Below are 17,834 nucleotides of genomic sequence, written 5' to 3' on the forward strand. Positions count from 1 at the left end.
ATCTGGGGATAGCTGGCTCAACGGCGAAGCAGTACGTATTTTTTTCTACTAAAAAGGTAGGTATGTCATGGCAGAGCAATTTGCTAAAGCTTGGGAAGGTTTTGCTGCAGGCGACTGGCAAAACGAAGTAAACGTTCGTGATTTCATTCAGAAGAACTACACTCCGTACGAAGGCGACGAATCTTTCCTAGTTTCTGAAGGTACTGAAGCGACTAACAAGCTTTGGGCTAAGGTAATGGAAGGCATCAAACAAGAGAACGCGACTCACGCTCCTGTTGATTTTGATACTTCAGTTATCTCTACCATCACTGCTCACGATGCAGGCTACATCGAAAAAGACCTAGAAACTATCGTAGGTCTTCAAACTGACGCTCCTCTAAAACGTGCGATCATCCCTAACGGTGGTATCCGCATGGTTGAAGGTTCATGCAAAGCCTACGACCGCGAGCTAGACCCACAAGTTAAAAAAATCTACACAGAATACCGTAAAACTCACAACCAAGGCGTTTTCGATATCTACACTCCTCAAATCATGGCGTGTCGTAAATCTGGCGTACTGACTGGTCTTCCAGATGCATACGGTCGTGGTCGTATCATCGGTGACTACCGTCGTGTTGCTCTATACGGTATTGACTTCCTAATGAAGGATAAATTCGCGCAGTTCTCTTCTCTACAAGAGCGTTTTGAGAACGGCGAAGACCTACAAATGACAATGCAGCTTCGTGAAGAGATCGCAGAGCAACACCGTGCTCTAGGTCAAATCAAAGAAATGGCTGCAAAATACGGTTGTGATATTTCTCGTCCTGCTGAAACTGCGCAAGAAGCTATTCAGTGGACTTACTTCGGTTACCTAGCTGCTGTTAAATCTCAAAACGGTGCGGCTATGTCTCTAGGTCGTACTTCTACATTCCTAGACATCTTCATCGAACGTGATATCGCGGCTGGTAAGCTAACTGAAGAACAAGCTCAGGAAATGATCGACCACTTCGTAATGAAACTACGTATGGTTCGTTTCCTACGTACTCCTGAGTACGATGATCTATTCTCTGGCGACCCTATCTGGGCAACTGAGTCTATGGGTGGTATGGGTCTTGACGGTCGTACGCTAGTTACTCGTACAAACTTCCGTTTCCTAAACTCACTATACACTATGGGTCCTTCTCCAGAGCCAAACATCACTGTTCTTTGGTCTGAGCAACTACCTGAAGGCTTCAAGAAGTTCTGTGCGAAAGTATCTATCGATACTTCTTCTATTCAGTACGAAAATGACGACTTAATGCGTCCAGACATGAACTCCGACGACTACGCGATCGCATGTTGTGTATCTCCAATGGTTGTTGGTAAGCAAATGCAGTTCTTCGGTGCTCGTGCGAACCTTGCGAAAACAATGCTTTACACCATCAACGGTGGTGTGGATGAGAAGCTAAAAATCCAAGTTGGCCCGCAAATGCCTAAGATCGAAGGCGATGTTCTTAACTACGATGAACTGTGGGAGAAAATGGACCACTTCATGGATTGGCTAGCGAAACAATATGTGACTGCACTAAACGCTATCCACTTCATGCACGATAAGTACAGCTACGAAGCGGCGCTAATGGCTCTACACGACCGTGACGTTAAACGTACTATGGCTTGTGGTATTGCTGGTCTATCTGTTGCAGCTGACTCACTATCTGCAATTAAATACGCAAAAGTTAAGCCAATTCGTGACGAAGACGGTCTAGCAATCGACTTCGAAATCGAAGGCGATTACCCTAAATTCGGTAACAACGATCCACGCGTTGATGATATTGCATGTGAACTTGTTTCTGTATTTATGGGCAAAATCCGTAAGCTTAAGACTTACCGTGATGCAATCCCTACTCAGTCAATTCTTACTATCACTTCAAACGTGGTTTACGGTAAGAAAACTGGTAACACGCCTGACGGTCGTCGTGCTGGTGCTCCATTTGCTCCAGGTGCAAACCCAATGCACGGTCGTGACGAGAAAGGTGCTGTAGCATCACTAACTTCAGTTGCTAAACTGCCGTTTGCTGACGCACAAGATGGTATCTCTTACACATTCTCTATCGTACCTAACGCACTAGGTAAAGATGAGGGTTCACAACGCGCTAACCTTGCTGGCCTTATGGATGGTTACTTCCACCACGAAGCGGGTATCGAAGGTGGTCAACACCTAAACGTGAACGTTCTTAACCGTGAAACTCTAGAAGACGCAGTTAAGCACCCAGAGAAATACCCTCAGCTAACAATCCGTGTATCTGGTTACGCTGTTCGCTTCAACTCTCTAACTGCAGAGCAACAAGCTGACGTAATCGCGCGTACATTCACTGAGTCTCTATAAGACTATAGCGAAATAACGTTCTAGTAATACAACAAAGGCTGATGCTAAGTAGCATCAGCCTTTTTTTATTTCTTGAATGAAAGTTGTGATATCGCGAAAGACTTTTGCCCGCATTCTTACGTATGATGCGAAAAAAGTTAGCAAATAAAGTCTATGAGATTTAGTAAATTAATTATTCTTACCCTTCTTTCTCCAGTTGCAATAGCATCCACTAAGTCTACGGTTTCTTTTACCATCGACAACGATGGTATTTTTGGCGTCGATCAAGACTATACGAATGGTGTTTTCCTTTCTTACGCGACAGACCAACTGACACAAGAAAGCCAATGGAAATGGCTGAGTCTAGCTAACTCAGAGCACGCCAATATCGATAAAATAGAGTTGGTTCTTGGCCACAAGATGTGGACTCCAAGCGACATTGAAGCCGATTATCCACTAATCAATGATCGCCCATATGCCGGTTACCTACACACCGAAATCAACTACCTTTCCCTAACGAGTGACAAAGCTGTACGGTACAATTTCACCATAGGAACTACGGGTGAAAGTTCGCTATCAGAAAAGGCGCAAGAAATCGTTCACGGCATAACAGGATCGACGGACCCTCAAGGTTGGGATTACCAGATTGAAGATAAAGTGGCGTTCAGCCTTGGTTACCGCGTATTTAACAAATTGATGCGCAGCGAAGAACAAAAAACACAATGGGAGATCACCAACATTAACGACATCAATGCGGGTAACTTCCGTAGTGATGTCTCTCAAGGCGTCATGTTTCGTTGGGGTACAAACCTAGCGAATAGCATCGGAGCAGCCAATATCAGTGTCGAAAGCCCTTTCTCAGCAAGTATGATCGCTCAGAACACGTCGAGTTGGTTCTTGTTCACCGGGTTTGAAGGTCGTTACCGCTTTAATGACATGACTATCGAAGGAGATCGTCCTGGCATTCCTGAACCGTCAGCGCCATACGACATCACACTGCAAAATTGGCAAGCAAGTGCCGTCGCGGGAGTATCTTGGTACAACCAAAATTACGGTGCAAGCATCACCTTTACAATTAAAACACCGGATTATGAAGAAGCCCAAACCGATGTTTATGGGACAGGCTCGTTCTCCGTGTTCGCCTTTTTCTAAAAACTGGATTATCCCAGCATCGAAGTCAATCTAGATACACGGCAAGTTCTCGGGGTAGGTATTAACCACCTCGTGTTCAAGCGTTTATGTAGATTGGCTCCATCTATTTTCTTTCTTCAAATAACCTTGCCTTTAGTACCGACAAAGCTGTTTTAACCCTGCTTTTTGTAATAAAATAACAGCTAGAATTTACTAGTAATGAGAGCAAAAGATGTCAACAGCTGGTCGTATTCACTCATTTGAGTCATGTGGTACCGTAGACGGACCTGGTATTCGATTTATCGTCTTCTTGCAAGGTTGTTTAATGCGGTGTAAGTATTGCCATAACCGCGATACTTGGGACACGCATGATGGCAAAGAAGTCACGGTTGAAGAAATCATTTCCGAAGCGAAAAGTTACCGCCACTTCATGAATGCATCAGGTGGTGGCGTTACTTGTTCTGGCGGCGAAGCGATGCTTCAACCGGAATTCGTACGTGATTTTTTCCGCGCTGCTAAAGCCGAAGGCATTCATACATGTCTAGATACTAACGGTTATGTTCGTAAGCACACTGATGTTATCGATGAAGTACTGGATGCAACAGACTTAGTCATGCTTGACATCAAACACATGAAAGACGAAGTGCACCAAGATCTCATCGGTGTATCCAACCGACGCACATTGGACTTTGCTCGTTACTTACAAAAAATCGGAAAGAAAACATGGATTCGCTATGTCGTCGTGCCTGGTTACACAGATGACCCAGAAGCAGCACACATGCTTGGTGAATTTATTAAAGACATGGATAACATCGAAAAGGTCGAGTTACTTCCTTACCACAAATTAGGGGCTCATAAGTGGGAAGCGTTAGGCTTAGAATACCCACTCGAAGGCGTAAACCCGCCACCGAAAGAAACCATGGATGAAATTCAATCCATTCTTGCTCAATACAACGATAACGTAAAATACTAAGTGAACCGCAAGACTAACCTCTTTAAAATACCAGCTTATTGCTGGTATTTTTTTGATTATATCTAAGCCTTATCAGTGAGTTTCTCTGCGGTCATTTAGGTAGAAAAAGAACGATAGAAATGATTGCGTCATGTTCGCATAGGAAGGAAGTAACATGGATTTGTTTAACTTAGGCTCTCTTGTTGTCTCAATTTGGATAGTAGTAGTCTACTGCCTACCAGATTGGAAAAAAGTCGTTTGGCCCAAACTGGAAAAAGAGAAAGGATTTCAGCACCTCGTTTTTGCAACGCTCTTCTTTTTCAGTATTTTATGGACAGCTCAAGCAGGTGTAAAAGAAGGATTACAGATTCATTTTCTTGCACTAACAACGCTGACGATGATGTATGGTTGGCGTATGGCATTTCTACTCAGTATCCCTGCAATGCTGGTCAACCACCTACTACATGATGTGTCCTTGCTACTCTTACCCACGTCGTTAGTTCTATCTGCCCTAATTCCGATTTTCATTAGTTACTTAGTGTTTCTTCTGAGTTACCACTACTTGCCACGAAACATTTTTGTTTTCATCTTCGTTGCTGGATTTTTCAATGGCGCGATAACAGGAAGTCTGCACCTCATCATTAACTCTTTTTATCACCTATCAGTTGGTCACTACGATTGGGAAACCATTCAACATAACTACTTTGTTTTTGTGCCGTTGCTCGCCTTTCCAGAAGGTCTATTAAATGGTATGGCACTGGCGGTTTTAACCGTATTCAAGCCAGAGTGGCTGAGAGTATTTTCAGACCGAGACTACATATACAATCATTACCATAAATAAGTGTTTTCAAACTGGTCAAAAGTGACAGTTCTTGCCATTTTTTAGTATTAAATATGTGTTGAGATCATGTTTCACTCATGTCTTAAGCGTTAACCTAAGCACATTAAAAATGTATTAGATATCTAGTGAGGTCACCATGGAAATGTCAAACGCTCAACGTTTGATTCTATCAAACCAATACAACCTTATGTCTCAACTTGATCCAAGTAATGCGGCCAAATACAAACGCTTACAAACGATCGTTGAACGTGGTTATGAACTACAAATGCGAGAGTTGAACAAAGATTTCGGCTGCCTCTCAGAAGCAGAGTGTCGTGAGATCATCGACGTTATGGAGATGTATCATGCGATGCAAGAGTCTTACAACATGCTAGACGATGAAGATCGCAGCAACGTGGATCAACGTCGCTTGAAGTTCTTGGGATTTGATATCGCTTCAGAAGCGCAACAAGTACATTACGTACGTTTTCTCATCGATTCTGAAGGTTTGTACCCTCAGTTTGACAAGGCAGATCATCACTTTAACAGCCAAATGCCGATGCTAGATAAATACCGCCGTATGCTGCAAACTTGGCGTAACTGCCCTCGTCAGTATCATTTATGTGAAAACGAACTAGCGCAAATCTTCAGCGCATAAAATGGTCGTCTAAGAATGAGGAGAGCGCCCGCTCTCCTTGTTATTTACCCTGTCACAAACTTATCTAAGACTTTGCTCTCTTCCTACCTCTTTCACTTGCCTTGCTCAATGTAGAACAACGAATCACTGAGACTCTTCCGTCTTTGCCAAATATTTGATTTCTATTGCACCTATTCACGACATAAATTCGTCCTTAATAAAAGAGTGATTCAAATGTCACTTTTACAATAAATTCATAATTGTTAAGCAAAATTGCAAATCCCCGACTAGGCTTAAGTAGAGAAAGGCTGTGATTGAAAAATTCATATCCACCGCTCACCGTTGTAACGAAAAAACCGTCCATAAAGCAAAGTCTTTGGTGTCGCCAATCTTACATTCTGTACGAACCAAATGTGATAACAGGACGTATATTCAAACAACAACGAGCATAACTGTTGGTGGAAAGCCTGAATCAACGTTCGTCGGTAGACTGACTATTAAAGGGGAAAGCGACATGAGTATTTTCGACCACTATCAATCAAGATATGAAGCTGCAAAAGATGAAGAGATGTCGTTACAGGAGTTTTTAGCCCTGTGTAAAGATGACAAAAGCGCTTATGCTAATGCAGCAGAACGCCTACTGATGGCGATTGGTGAACCAGAGATAATCGATACGGCAAAGGATCCGAGACTAAGCCGAATCTTCTCGAATCGTGTTATCTCTCGTTATGAAACCTTTAAAGACTTTTATGGCATGGAAGATGCCATAGAACAAATTGTGTCTTACCTAAAACATGCGGCGCAAGGCCTAGAAGAGCGTAAGCAGATTCTTTACCTACTCGGCCCTGTAGGTGGCGGTAAGTCTTCGCTTGCAGAAAAGCTTAAGGCTCTGATGGAACAGATGCCTATTTATGTTCTTACTGCTAACGGCGAACGCAGCCCAGTGAATGACCATCCATTCTGCCTATTCAAAGCCACAGAAGATGGCGATATTTTGAAAAAAGAGTATGGCATCGAGCACCGTTATCTTCGCTCGATCATGTCTCCTTGGGCCGCTAAACGTCTTCACGAGTTTGGTGGTGATATCACCAAATTTAAAGTAGTGAAAGTACGCCCTTCTATCCTTGACCAAATCGGTATTGCCAAAACTGAACCAGGCGATGAAAACAACCAAGATATCTCATCATTGGTTGGTAAAGTCGATATTCGTAAGCTTGAACACTATTCGCAAGACGATCCAGACGCTTACAGCTACTCCGGTGCGCTGTGTAAAGCAAACCAAGGTTTAATGGAATTCGTTGAGATGTTCAAAGCACCAATCAAAGTGCTTCACCCGCTGCTAACAGCAACGCAAGAAGGCAACTTCAACGGTACAGAAGGCCTTTCTGCGATTCCATTCGACGGTATGATTCTGGCTCACTCAAACGAATCTGAGTGGCAGACCTTCCGTAACAACAAGAACAATGAAGCGTTCTTAGACCGTGTTTATATTGTGAAAGTACCTTACTGTCTACGTGTTTCAGAAGAAGTCAAAATCTACCAAAAACTTCTTGAAAACAGTGAGTTGTCTCAAGCCCCTTGTTCACCAAGCACGCTCGAGACTCTGGCACAATTCAGTATTCTTTCTAGACTTAAAGAGCCTGAAAACTCGTCCATCTTCTCTAAGATGCGCGTATACGACGGTGAAACGCTGAAAGATACGGATCCAAAGGCAAAAAGCTATCAAGAGTATCGTGATTATGCTGGTGTCGATGAAGGCATGAACGGTCTCTCAACACGTTTTGCCTTTAAGATTTTGTCACGCGTATTTAACTTCGACCAAACCGAAGTGGCAGCCAACCCTGTACATCTATTCTATGTGATTGAACAACAGGTCGAGCGCGAACAGTTCCCTGCTGAAACAGCAGAGAAGTATCTCGAGTTCTTGAAAGGCTACCTAGTACCTCGATACGTTGAGTTTATCGGTAAAGAGATTCAGACTGCTTATCTTGAGTCTTACTCTGAATACGGCCAAAACATCTTCGACCGATATGTCACCTATGCAGACTTCTGGATTCAAGACCAAGAGTACCGAGATCCAGAAACCGGTCAGCTATTTGATCGCTCTTCACTGAATGCAGAGCTAGAAAAGATCGAAAAAACAGCTGGTATTTCTAACCCGAAAGATTTCCGAAACGAAATCGTTAACTTTGTGCTTCGTGCGAAAGCGAATAACAATGGTCAAAACCCGGTTTGGACCAGCTACGAAAAACTGCGCACAGTAATCGAGAAGAAAATGTTCTCCAATACCGAAGAGCTACTTCCGGTTATCTCATTTAATGCGAAAACCTCTTCTGAAGATCAGAAGAAGCACGACGACTTTGTCGCTCGCATGATGGAAAAAGGCTATACCGAGAAACAGGTTCGCCTACTTTCTGAGTGGTACCTACGAGTACGTAAGTCATCCTAACCCAGTATTGAGTTAGGTCGCTTGTGAAACATGAAGAGGGCTATTTCATGGCGCAATTTATAGACCGAAGGCTCAATGGCAAGAACAAGAGCGCTGTTAATCGACAGCGCTTCTTGAAGCGCCACAAAGAGCAAATAAAAGAGTCGGTAGCAGACGCAGTGAATCGACGCTCGATTACGAATACGGAAACGGGCGAAGACGTCTCTATCCCTCACAAAGACATCAATGAGCCTATATTTCATCAAGGCAAAGGTGGTGTTCGCGAACGAGTTCATCCCGGTAACGACCAATTCATTACTGGTGATAAAATTGAGCGTCCCAAAGGTGGCGGTCAGGGTAGCGGCTCAGGAGAAGGGAACGCCAGTCCAGATGGAGAAGGCCAAGACGAATTTGTATTCCAAATATCAAAAGATGAGTACCTCGATATTTTGTTCGAAGATCTCGAGCTGCCTAATCTAGAAAAAAACCAAATTGCCAAAATCACAGAATGGAAAACGCACCGTGCAGGCTTTCAAACTGCCGGTATCCCTTCCAATATCGCCGTAGTACGCTCTCTGCAACAATCTCTTGCGCGCCGTACTGCAATGACTGCTGGTAAGAAACGACTTCTCAAAGAGCTAGAAGACGAACTTGCTCGCATCAAAAATATTGAGCCTGCTCAGCAGTTTGAAGAGAACCGCTTGAAGGCTGAAATTGAAGAACTGCGCAAGAAAATCGAAAGCGTGCCGTTCATCGATACCTTCGACTTACGCTTCAAGAACTATGAGAAACGCCCTGTACCATCGAGCCAAGCGGTCATGTTCTGTCTAATGGACGTATCCGGTTCTATGGATCAGGCAACGAAAGACATCGCAAAACGCTTCTATGTTCTTTTGTACTTGTTCTTAACTCGTACCTACGAGAATGTCGAAGTCGTCTTTATCCGCCACCATACCCAAGCGAAGGAAGTGGACGAGCACGAATTTTTCTACTCACAAGAAACCGGGGGTACCATTGTATCTAGCGCGCTCAAGTTAATGGATGAAATAGTAAAAGAGCGATACCCGATTGGTCAGTGGAACATATATGCAGCTCAAGCATCCGACGGTGACAACTGGGCAGATGATTCGCCAAGATGCCGGGATCTGTTAGTGAACAAATTACTTCCAAACTGTCAGTACTACTCTTACATAGAGATCACGCGGCGCTCGCACCAAACTCTATGGCATGAGTACGAAAAACTCACTGAAGAGTTTCCTAATTTCGCAATGAAAAACATTCGCTCTGTGGAGGATATTTTCCCAGTCTTTCGTGAACTATTCCAAAAAGAAACGGCGTAAGGAGGCTAGCGATGAATACCGCAACGAGAAACCTCTCAGGAGAGGCGCCTAAGAAGCGTAACAGTAAAGTGTTGCCAGATGGACCAGATTGGACATTTGAGCTGTTAGAGCGATACCACAAAGAAATTAAGCGTGTCGCGGAGCATTATCGCCTAGACACTTACCCTAACCAAATAGAAGTGATTACTTCAGAACAGATGATGGATGCCTATTCAAGCATCGGCATGCCAATCAATTACAACCACTGGTCATTTGGTAAAAAATTCATTCAAACAGAGCAGAACTATAAACATGGTCAAATGGGGCTAGCCTACGAGATTGTGATTAACTCCGACCCTTGTATTGCTTATTTGATGGAAGAAAATACGGTAACAATGCAAGCGCTCGTGATAGCACACGCGTGTTACGGCCATAACTCTTTTTTCAAAGGTAATTACCTATTCCAAACGTGGACTGACGCCAGTTCTATTATCGACTATCTGCTGTTCGCCAAAAAGTACTTAGCCGAATGTGAAGAACGATATGGCGTAAAAGAAGTGGAAAAGCTGCTCGACTCTTGTCACGCGTTAATGAACTTTGGTGTAGACCGCTACAAGCGTCCAGAGAAAATCTCAATTACAGAGGAAAAAGCAAGACAAGAAGAACGCGAAGCATACCTACAATCTCAAGTTAATGAGCTTTGGCGCACGGTACCAACAGCCAAGACGAAAGAGGAAGACATTAAAGAGCGATTCCCAAGCGAGCCTCAGGAAAATTTGCTCTACTTCTTCGAAAAACATGCTCCGTTGTTAGAGCCATGGCAACGTGAAGTTGTTCGGATCGTCCGTAAGATCAGTCAGTATTTTTATCCGCAAAAACAAACGCAAGTCATGAATGAGGGCTGGGCAACGTTCTGGCACTACACCATACTCAACCATCTTTATGATGAGGGCTTGGTGTCTGAAAAGTTCATTCTAGAGTTCTTACATAGCCACACCAGTGTCGTGGCTCAGCCGCCTTATAACAGTCCTTACTTTAATGGCATTAACCCCTACGCGTTAGGCTTTGCCATGTTCCGAGATATTAAGCGTATCTGTGAAGAACCAACTGATGAGGACAAGGAGTGGTTTCCAGACTTGGCAGGAACCGACTGGTTAGATGCAGTGCATTTCGCGATGCATAATTTCAAAGATGAAAGCTTTATTAGCCAATACCTTTCTCCGAAATTAATGCGTGATTTCAAGTTGTTTGCGATCAACGATGATGATCATAAGAACTTTATTGAAGTCGCTGCGATACACGATGAGATGGGTTATAAACGCATTAGAGAAACCCTAGCCGCTCAGTATAACTTATCTAATCTTGAGCCAAACATTCAGGTGTTTAATGTCGATGTCCGTGGTGATCGCTCGCTTACGTTGCAGTACGTTCCTCACAACCGCATCCCACTTGATGATAGTTACGAAGAAGTTCTAAAGCACGTGTATCGATTATGGGGCTTTGATGTCATTCTCCAAGAAGTGAAAGACACCGGTCACCGAGAGGTGTTAGCGACCTGCCCTAAACGGAACCAATACGACACTAACATTTAACTAATACCGCGATACAAGTAAAACAAAAAGGCTCCTAATTCAGGAGCCTTGTTTATTCTTAAATCTATATGAGCATTTGTTACGCTTGCTTTGCAACAATCGCGCGCACGGCTTCTAGATCTTCGGGCGTATCAACGCCTGCTGCTGGTGCTTCTTTCGCTACCGCCACATGAATTTTTTCACCGTACCAAAGCACTCGCAGTTGCTCAAGACACTCAATCTGCTCTAATGCACTTGGTGCCCAGTTGACATACGTATTAATGAAACCAGCTCGATAAGCATAAATACCAATATGACGCATTAATGGGTTGGCAATGGTTTTGTCTTGTTTAGCAAAGTTATCGCGATCCCAAGGGATGGTTGCTCGACTAAAGTACATCGCATAGCCTTGCTCATCTGCGACAACTTTAACAGCGTTCGGGTTGAACACTTCCTCTTCCGAGTCTATTTCTACAGCTAACGTCGCCATCGGGGCTTCACACCCTGATAAGTTATCAGCAACCTGACGAATGATGGACGGCGGAATCAAAGGCTCATCCCCTTGCACATTAACAATGATGTGGTCTGACGGAATAGCCATCTTTTCAACAACTTCTGCAAGACGCTCCGTACCTGATTCGTGGTGGGGAGAGGTCATACAAACTTTACCACCGAATGACGAAACCGCTTTCGCAACACGCTCGTCATCAGTTGCAACGATGACATCTTCCGCACCCGCTTGTAGCGCTTGTTCATAAACCCACTGAACCATAGGCTTACCACCAATATCCGCTAGCGGTTTACCAGGCAAACGGCTCGATGCGTAGCGCGAAGGGATGACAACCGTAAAAGACATTAGCGTCCCTCATCCATGCTCATAGTGCGAGCTTCAGGCTCTAGCAGAACTGGAATACCCTCTTTGATCGGGTAAGCAAGGCGATCCAATTTGCAGATCAACTCTTGATTATCTTTATCGTACGTCAGCTTACCTTTGCAAACAGGGCAAGCTACAATCTCAAGTAGACGGTGATCCATAAGCCGCTTTAACCTCTTTTATTCTATTTAAAATTTGCTCTGCATCGTTTGATTCAAACTGGGCAGATACAGGCAGATACCACCAATTATCTTGCGCATAATGGCTGCACTTGACGGCATCTTTCTCGGTCATAATCACATTGGTCCCTTGTTGAGCCAATGCTTCTAATTCTTGTTGATCAAAGTCTTGATGGTCAGCAAAACCTTTTGTGACTTTAACATCTGCGTTCATCGAGTTTAGTGTATGAAAAAAACGCGGAGGATGCCCAATGCCCGCAAATGCGACGAGATCTTTCAACTCCGAGACATCCACATGTTGCTTAGTCTTAAGATTAATAGCTTTAGAAGGTGCTAAAGCCATTGCGATTTCGCCCGTATGAGCTTGACCGCCATTGGTGATGGTAAAGTCGACTTCTTTAAGTCGCTCAATACCTTCACGTAAAGGACCTAATGGAATCAGGCTTTCATTACCAAACCGGCGATTCCCATCCACAATCACTAACTCAATATCACGGCCTAACGCATAATGTTGTAATCCATCATCCGTAATTATGATATCCACATCCAAATCTAGCAGTGCTTTCACAGCATTTGAACGCACAGGATCTACCGCAACAGGTGCTCCTGTACGGCGATGAATCAACTTAGGTTCATCGCCACAATGCTTCGCTGGAGTATCTTCTTGTAGCACTAACGGATAGGCAGGAGCCTTTGCCCCATAACCACGAGAAACAACCCCCGGCTTAAAGCCCATTTGCTGTAGTTGCTCAACAAGCCACACAACAACTGGTGTTTTACCATTGCCACCAGCAGTGATATTGCCAACTACAACAACAGGTATAGGCGCATTATAAGCTTGCTTGCGGCCAGTTTGGTATTGCTTTCGCTTTGACTTGCTTATCGCTCCAAATAATAAACTCAGTGGCCACAAAAGCGGCCACAAGAGATATTTTATTGGATGGTTTTCAAACCAGATTTTTTCAATCACCGCGCTTATTCACCAAACTGAATACGGTGCAATTGTGCATACGCACCATTTTTCTCAATAAGCTCAGCGTGGTTGCCACGTTCAATGATGGCACCATCATCAACCACAAGAATTTCATCGGCTTTCTCGATTGTGGATAAGCGGTGCGCTATTACAAGTACCGTTTTGTCTTTTTGCAGCTCATCAAGTGCAGCTTGAATAGCTCGCTCGGATTCGGTATCCAAAGCTGAAGTTGCCTCATCAAGAATCAGCACTGGAGCATCACGCAATAGAGCTCGCGCAATCGCAACACGTTGGCGTTGACCACCAGACAAGCTAGCACCATTTTCACCAATCATGGTATCAAGTCCATCATCCATTTTGCCGATGAACTCCATCGCATGCGCGAGTGTTGCCGCTTTCTCGATATCACTGCGCTCGTATTGGCCATCCGTTGCGTACGCAATATTGTTTGCTATCGTGTCATTAAACAAATGAACATTTTGCGATACTAGTGCAAATTGCTGGCGTAAATTCTTTAGCTCGTAATCACGAATATCATGCCCATCTAATGTGATAGATCCACTGTCAACATCGTAGAAGCGGTTGAACAAGTTCGCGATGGTACTTTTACCTGAGCCAGAACGGCCAACTAGCGCCACCGTTTTTCCTCTTGGAATATCGAAGCTGACATTTTCCAATGCTGGTTTTTCTGCACCAGTGTAAGTAAAGCTTATGTTTTTAACTGAAACATCGCCATTTGCGCGTTCAACTGTCAACTTACCTTCGTTTTTCTCAGGCTCGAGGTCAATTAACGCGAAGAGCGTTTGGCTCGCGGCCATACCACGTTGGAACTGAGAAGTAACGTTAGTCAGCGCTTTAAGTGGGCGCATCAGACCAAACATTGCAGAGAAGACAACAGTAAATGTACCTGGAGTCAGTTGCTCTTTAATCGAATCAATACTTGCTAAATAAAGAACGGCAACAATTGCAAGTGATGCAATCATTTGGATGATAGGGTTAGCCGCCGCTTGAGCCGTCACCAACTTCATGCTTTGTTGACGCATTTGGTTGCTGACTTTTTCAAATCGTTTACGTTCGATGTCTTGGCCGCCATAGCTCAACACAACTTTATGGCCTTTCAGCATCTGCTCTGCTGATGCAGTTACGTTACCCATCATGGTCTGCATATTTTTGGATATTTTTCTAAAACGTTTAGAAACAACACCAATACCCCATGCCACAACGGGAGCAACAGCAAACAGCACTAGCGACAATTGCCAGCTGTTGTAAAACATCAAGACTAACAGACCAATGATACTTGCGCCTTCACGCACAATGCTCACCAACGCTTGGCTAGTTGCCGCTGATACTTGCTCTGAGTCGTAGGTTATACGCGACAATAAGTTGCCAGTCTTTTCCTTATCAAAGTATGACACTGGCATATGCATAAAGTGATTGAACACCATGCGACGGACCTGCATAACTACGTTGCCAGATACCCAACTCAAACAGTAGGTGGAGACAAATCCACTTATGCCACGGATGAACATCATGGCAAAAATAATCAATGGAAGCGTGCGTAAAAAATCAGATTCAGCGTTCCCAAAACCTTCATCGAGTAGTGGTTTTAGTAGGGAAATCATATAGGTATCTGATATGGCATTAATAACTAATGCAATGACTGCAACGACAAGACCTGACTTATAAAGGCGAATAAATTGCCATAGACGCTTAAACGTCTGCCAAGTCGTTTCATCAGTATTTATCGACATAGAAGTGCTTTATTTTCTTACATTAAGACTCTCATTCTACTCCCTTACGCAGCATCTGCCTATACCAAGGCTCAAATGTATCGCTACGTTTGGTTTCTGAGCGCCAATTATCACGGTGAATAAAGAAGCTTACCTGACCACCCTCACCAGTATCAAGCCAAGTAATGCCAAGCTTTCGGTATGAAGCAACGACATTTTCCGCTGGCATTCCCCATCGATTGTTTTTTGCTAAAGAAGCAACCGCCACACTCGGGCTCACCGCCTCGATAAATCGAGGATTCGATGAACTTTTACTCCCGTGGTGAGGGACTAGCATCACATCGCTTTGTAACTTTCCGGGTTCTCTAAGCAAAATCCACTCGCTAATGGCCTCAATATCACCAGTAAAAAGCATACTAAAGTTAGAAATAGGGTCAGTAAGTCGTAATACACAGGAGTGCGGATTATACGCACGTTGAACAAGTTCAGGAGGCCAGAGCACTTCCATCTTTAATCCTTGCCATTTCCATTGGTCGCCTTTAGTGCAAGGCTCATATCCGATAAAGAATTGACTACTAAGTTTACGTTGTGGAGAAAAGGCATCTTCAATGAAAAAGCGGCCGCCTGCGTGATCATTATCGAAATGGCTTAGAATCAGTGTATCTATGCTTTCATAACCTCGTTGATGCAAAACCGGGGTGACGACCTGCTCTGCGATACTGCCGCTTTGCCATGCTTTACCAGTGTCATACAGCAACACCTTGTCGTCTTTTTCTACAACCACTGCAAGGCCATGACCTACATCTAATACATCGATACGCCAATGCGGTTCATACTCCGATGCAAGCTTGATACTAATAACGATGCCGAGTAACAAATACCACGCGTACTGAGACATGAACCGTTGAAATATTAAGCAAACCACTATCGCCATAACCAGCATTGTCATTTCCATGCTAATAGGTTGCCAAGAACCTATTGCGTACTGTATTGACGTGCTCAATGGCTGTAATGACCAGTCCACCAAATGCCACAGAGGCTTCGCTATCATTTCAAGAAACAAAGATGAGAACAGGGCTAGAAACATCAAAGGTACAACGATAAATCCGAACCAAGGAATAAATACCAAGTTGTAGGCTATTGAGGACAAACTAAAACCGGAGAAGAAATGGCCACTAACAGGTACGATTAAAGCGCTCAACATCAATTGAGTAAGCAATAACGCTTTTAATCGCGCTTTCCAACCTCCCCTTTGATGTCGAATCAAATTAATTGCGAACAATACCGCACAAACGGAGAGGTATGATAACCAAAAGCTCATACTGTAGGATGCAAAAGGTTGGACAAGCAGTTGTATAGATACTGCAAGCAAAAGAACTCGCCAAGAAGTCCAGTGCACCAGAGTATACTTCAGGAGAACGTAAACAACGCATACCGACACTGCTCGCGTAGTAGGCAGAGAGAAATCCGCTAACCAAGCGTAGGCAACAGCGAAGATCAGCCCATATAAGCTAGGTAACAACTGGTATTGGGGTAATAGATAACGAACGGTACCGCCCACGACTAGCCCAAAAGTAAACGCCATACCAATATGTAAACCAGAAATGGAGACCAAATGCAGTAAACCACTGTCCCTGAGCGCTTGCCAATCTTCCTTAGACAACCAAGAACGGTCAGCAAAAACTAACGCACTTATTAACGAGAAATGATGAAGGGAAGACACATCATCAGCGACATCGGCAATAATGGATTGACGCAGAGATACATTAGAACGAACAATCCACTTAGCGTCTTTGTTGACAACCGCTCGGGCGATAATATTTTTACCCATCGCGTGCTTTTCAGCATCAAAGCCAGCTTCGTTGCGTAGACCTGTAATCGGCTTTAACGAGATGGATGTCGTAAACTCACTGTTAACATCGAGTGGAAAAGGCGTAATAAGACGGATTTTAGGTTTAAGAAAAGGTAACAGAGTTTGAGAATTTACCGCTTCTATAGCGACAATACCTTCATAACCGTGACTTATTTGCGTAAAAGGGCTGTCAACTTTACCAATTATGGTAATATTCTCCCCTGCTTGAAAAAGGGCTTGTCTCTGAGACTCCAATACATTGCCGTGGACGATGACAACCATAAAGCCCGCAATTGCGCCTATGCTAATTAAGCCACGACGTAATTTGATTATTGAGCCAGTGGTTATTATTCCCAGCAGCAACCAACGCCAATCTGGTATTGTCGGCCACCAAGCTGACGAGATTACGCTCGCTAAAAATAACGCCAAGGTCCAACTTTTTTCTGAGAGAGTCATGCTGTCCTATGCCTAGAAAGCTGATAAAACGCTTCATGCCAGATCATGAATTGATCAAACGCCAAAAAGCATTGAAGGTCTTCGGCAATGTGTTGTACAACCCGAACTTGTGGTGCTTAAACCGCCGCTCGGCATCAGGGGCTTTTGCTGTCGGGTTATTTATGGCTTTTGTTCCGCTGCCGAGCCAAATGATCATGGCCGCTGGCTTGGCCATTATGTTGGGTGTCAATCTGCCCCTCTCCGTCGCTTTGGTATGGATCAGCAACCCTATCACTATGCCTGTGCTATTTTACTTTGCGTACAAGCTAGGTGCTCTAGTGATGCGTCTTCCCCCGCAACCTTTTCACTTTGAACTATCGTGGGAATTCATCATGCAGCAAATGAGCACCATTGGACCTCCATTTCTATTGGGCTGCGCAATTTGTGGGGTTGTATCCGCGATTATTGGCTACTTCGGAATTCGAGGGCTTTGGCGCTACTCGGTGGTACGGAGCTGGCAAAAACGCAAAATAAGATAAGACCTTACTGCGTAAAAATCAGCATTTGAGCTATCAGTTGAGGGGCATCTAACAGTTAGAATGAAACGCGA

At 44.1% G+C, this 17,834-nt stretch carries 14 protein-coding genes; 9 read left to right on the top strand and 5 right to left on the bottom strand.

Going from position 1 to position 17,834, the window contains the following annotated elements; all coding sequences use genetic code 11:
- Positions 1-67: 67 nt before the first annotated feature.
- The 8 genes from pflB to J4N43_RS10670 all read left to right on the top strand — a co-directional run bounded on the left by pflB (position 68) and on the right by J4N43_RS10670 (position 11,202).
- Entirely contained in the window at positions 68-2,344 is a 2,277-nt protein-coding gene (gene pflB, locus J4N43_RS10635) for a formate C-acetyltransferase (protein WP_005378442.1), read from the top strand.
- A 153-nt stretch (positions 2,345-2,497) separates the two neighbouring features.
- Positions 2,498-3,475, top strand: a complete 978-nt coding sequence (locus J4N43_RS10640; protein WP_053349435.1) for a lipid A deacylase LpxR family protein — start codon at positions 2,498-2,500, stop codon at positions 3,473-3,475.
- Positions 3,476-3,686: 211 nt separating this feature from the next.
- Positions 3,687-4,427 carry a pyruvate formate lyase 1-activating protein gene (gene pflA / locus J4N43_RS10645; RefSeq protein WP_005378444.1) on the top strand — a complete coding sequence of 247 codons (741 nt, stop codon included), beginning with the start codon at positions 3,687-3,689 and terminating at the stop codon, positions 4,425-4,427.
- A 154-nt stretch (positions 4,428-4,581) separates the two neighbouring features.
- A complete protein-coding gene (locus J4N43_RS10650; protein WP_005378445.1) occupies positions 4,582-5,247 on the top strand; it encodes an energy-coupling factor ABC transporter permease in 666 nt (221 codons plus the stop codon).
- A gap of 136 nt (positions 5,248-5,383) precedes the next feature.
- Complete coding sequence (locus J4N43_RS10655) at positions 5,384-5,884, top strand: YfbU family protein (protein WP_005378446.1); 501 nt, start codon at positions 5,384-5,386, stop codon at positions 5,882-5,884.
- A gap of 493 nt (positions 5,885-6,377) precedes the next feature.
- Positions 6,378-8,312: a PrkA family serine protein kinase gene (locus tag J4N43_RS10660; RefSeq protein WP_005378447.1), complete on the top strand. Its 1,935-nt coding sequence runs from the start codon at positions 6,378-6,380 to the stop codon at positions 8,310-8,312.
- A 47-nt stretch (positions 8,313-8,359) separates the two neighbouring features.
- Positions 8,360-9,631, top strand: coding sequence for a YeaH/YhbH family protein (locus J4N43_RS10665; RefSeq protein WP_005378448.1), 1,272 nt, complete (start codon positions 8,360-8,362; stop codon positions 9,629-9,631).
- An 11-nt stretch (positions 9,632-9,642) separates the two neighbouring features.
- Positions 9,643-11,202 carry a SpoVR family protein gene (locus J4N43_RS10670; protein ID WP_005378449.1) on the top strand — a complete coding sequence of 520 codons (1,560 nt, stop codon included), beginning with the start codon at positions 9,643-9,645 and terminating at the stop codon, positions 11,200-11,202.
- 79 nt (positions 11,203-11,281) lie between these two features.
- On the opposite strand, the gene kdsB is transcribed toward J4N43_RS10670, so the two are convergent.
- From kdsB to J4N43_RS10695, 5 genes are read right to left on the bottom strand one after another with little or no spacing between them, the layout of a single operon-like run.
- The gene (gene kdsB / locus J4N43_RS10675; RefSeq protein WP_053349434.1) at positions 11,282-12,037 is read right to left on the bottom strand and encodes a 3-deoxy-manno-octulosonate cytidylyltransferase; all 756 of its coding nucleotides are present in this window, start codon (positions 12,035-12,037) and stop codon (positions 11,282-11,284) included.
- Complete coding sequence (locus tag J4N43_RS10680) at positions 12,037-12,216, bottom strand: Trm112 family protein (RefSeq protein ID WP_005378451.1); 180 nt, start codon at positions 12,214-12,216, stop codon at positions 12,037-12,039. Before J4N43_RS10680 ends, kdsB begins: the two co-directional genes overlap by 1 nt.
- The gene (gene lpxK, locus J4N43_RS10685; protein WP_053349433.1) at positions 12,197-13,204 is read right to left on the bottom strand and encodes a tetraacyldisaccharide 4'-kinase; all 1,008 of its coding nucleotides are present in this window, start codon (positions 13,202-13,204) and stop codon (positions 12,197-12,199) included. The genes J4N43_RS10680 and lpxK overlap by 20 nt, the downstream gene beginning before the upstream one ends.
- 5 nt (positions 13,205-13,209) lie before the next feature.
- Entirely contained in the window at positions 13,210-14,958 is a 1,749-nt protein-coding gene (gene msbA, locus J4N43_RS10690) for a lipid A ABC transporter ATP-binding protein/permease MsbA (RefSeq protein WP_005378453.1), read from the bottom strand.
- A gap of 31 nt (positions 14,959-14,989) precedes the next feature.
- Positions 14,990-17,245 carry a DNA internalization-related competence protein ComEC/Rec2 gene (locus J4N43_RS10695; RefSeq protein WP_053349432.1) on the bottom strand — a complete coding sequence of 752 codons (2,256 nt, stop codon included), beginning with the start codon at positions 17,243-17,245 and terminating at the stop codon, positions 14,990-14,992.
- Between the two features lie 8 nt (positions 17,246-17,253).
- Here J4N43_RS10695 and J4N43_RS10700 point away from each other — a divergent pair, with 8 nt between their 5' ends.
- On the top strand, positions 17,254-17,763 hold the full coding sequence (locus tag J4N43_RS10700; RefSeq protein ID WP_005387834.1) for a DUF2062 domain-containing protein: 510 nt from the start codon (positions 17,254-17,256) through the stop codon (positions 17,761-17,763).
- Positions 17,764-17,834: the final 71 nt, after the last annotated feature.

Origin of the sequence: Vibrio sp. SCSIO 43009, from assembly GCF_023716525.1 — a bacterium.
Lineage (GTDB): Bacteria > Pseudomonadota > Gammaproteobacteria > Enterobacterales > Vibrionaceae > Vibrio > Vibrio alginolyticus.

What these genes read in the sequence shown, in the direction of transcription:
- pflB (WP_005378442.1), top strand. Translation starts at nt 68, where the DNA reads ATGGCAGAGCAATTTGCTAAAGCTTGGGAAGGTTTTGCTGCAGGCGAC.
- J4N43_RS10640 (WP_053349435.1), top strand. Translation starts at nt 2,498, where the DNA reads ATGAGATTTAGTAAATTAATTATTCTTACCCTTCTTTCTCCAGTTGCA.
- pflA (WP_005378444.1), top strand. Translation starts at nt 3,687, where the DNA reads ATGTCAACAGCTGGTCGTATTCACTCATTTGAGTCATGTGGTACCGTA.
- J4N43_RS10650 (WP_005378445.1), top strand. Translation starts at nt 4,582, where the DNA reads ATGGATTTGTTTAACTTAGGCTCTCTTGTTGTCTCAATTTGGATAGTA.
- J4N43_RS10655 (WP_005378446.1), top strand. Translation starts at nt 5,384, where the DNA reads ATGGAAATGTCAAACGCTCAACGTTTGATTCTATCAAACCAATACAAC.
- J4N43_RS10660 (WP_005378447.1), top strand. Translation starts at nt 6,378, where the DNA reads ATGAGTATTTTCGACCACTATCAATCAAGATATGAAGCTGCAAAAGAT.
- J4N43_RS10665 (WP_005378448.1), top strand. Translation starts at nt 8,360, where the DNA reads ATGGCGCAATTTATAGACCGAAGGCTCAATGGCAAGAACAAGAGCGCT.
- J4N43_RS10670 (WP_005378449.1), top strand. Translation starts at nt 9,643, where the DNA reads ATGAATACCGCAACGAGAAACCTCTCAGGAGAGGCGCCTAAGAAGCGT.
- kdsB (WP_053349434.1), bottom strand. Translation starts at nt 12,037, where the DNA reads ATGTCTTTTACGGTTGTCATCCCTTCGCGCTACGCATCGAGCCGTTTG.
- J4N43_RS10680 (WP_005378451.1), bottom strand. Translation starts at nt 12,216, where the DNA reads ATGGATCACCGTCTACTTGAGATTGTAGCTTGCCCTGTTTGCAAAGGT.
- msbA (WP_005378453.1), bottom strand. Translation starts at nt 14,958, where the DNA reads ATGTCGATAAATACTGATGAAACGACTTGGCAGACGTTTAAGCGTCTA.
- J4N43_RS10695 (WP_053349432.1), bottom strand. Translation starts at nt 17,245, where the DNA reads ATGACTCTCTCAGAAAAAAGTTGGACCTTGGCGTTATTTTTAGCGAGC.
- J4N43_RS10700 (WP_005387834.1), top strand. Translation starts at nt 17,254, where the DNA reads ATGCCTAGAAAGCTGATAAAACGCTTCATGCCAGATCATGAATTGATC.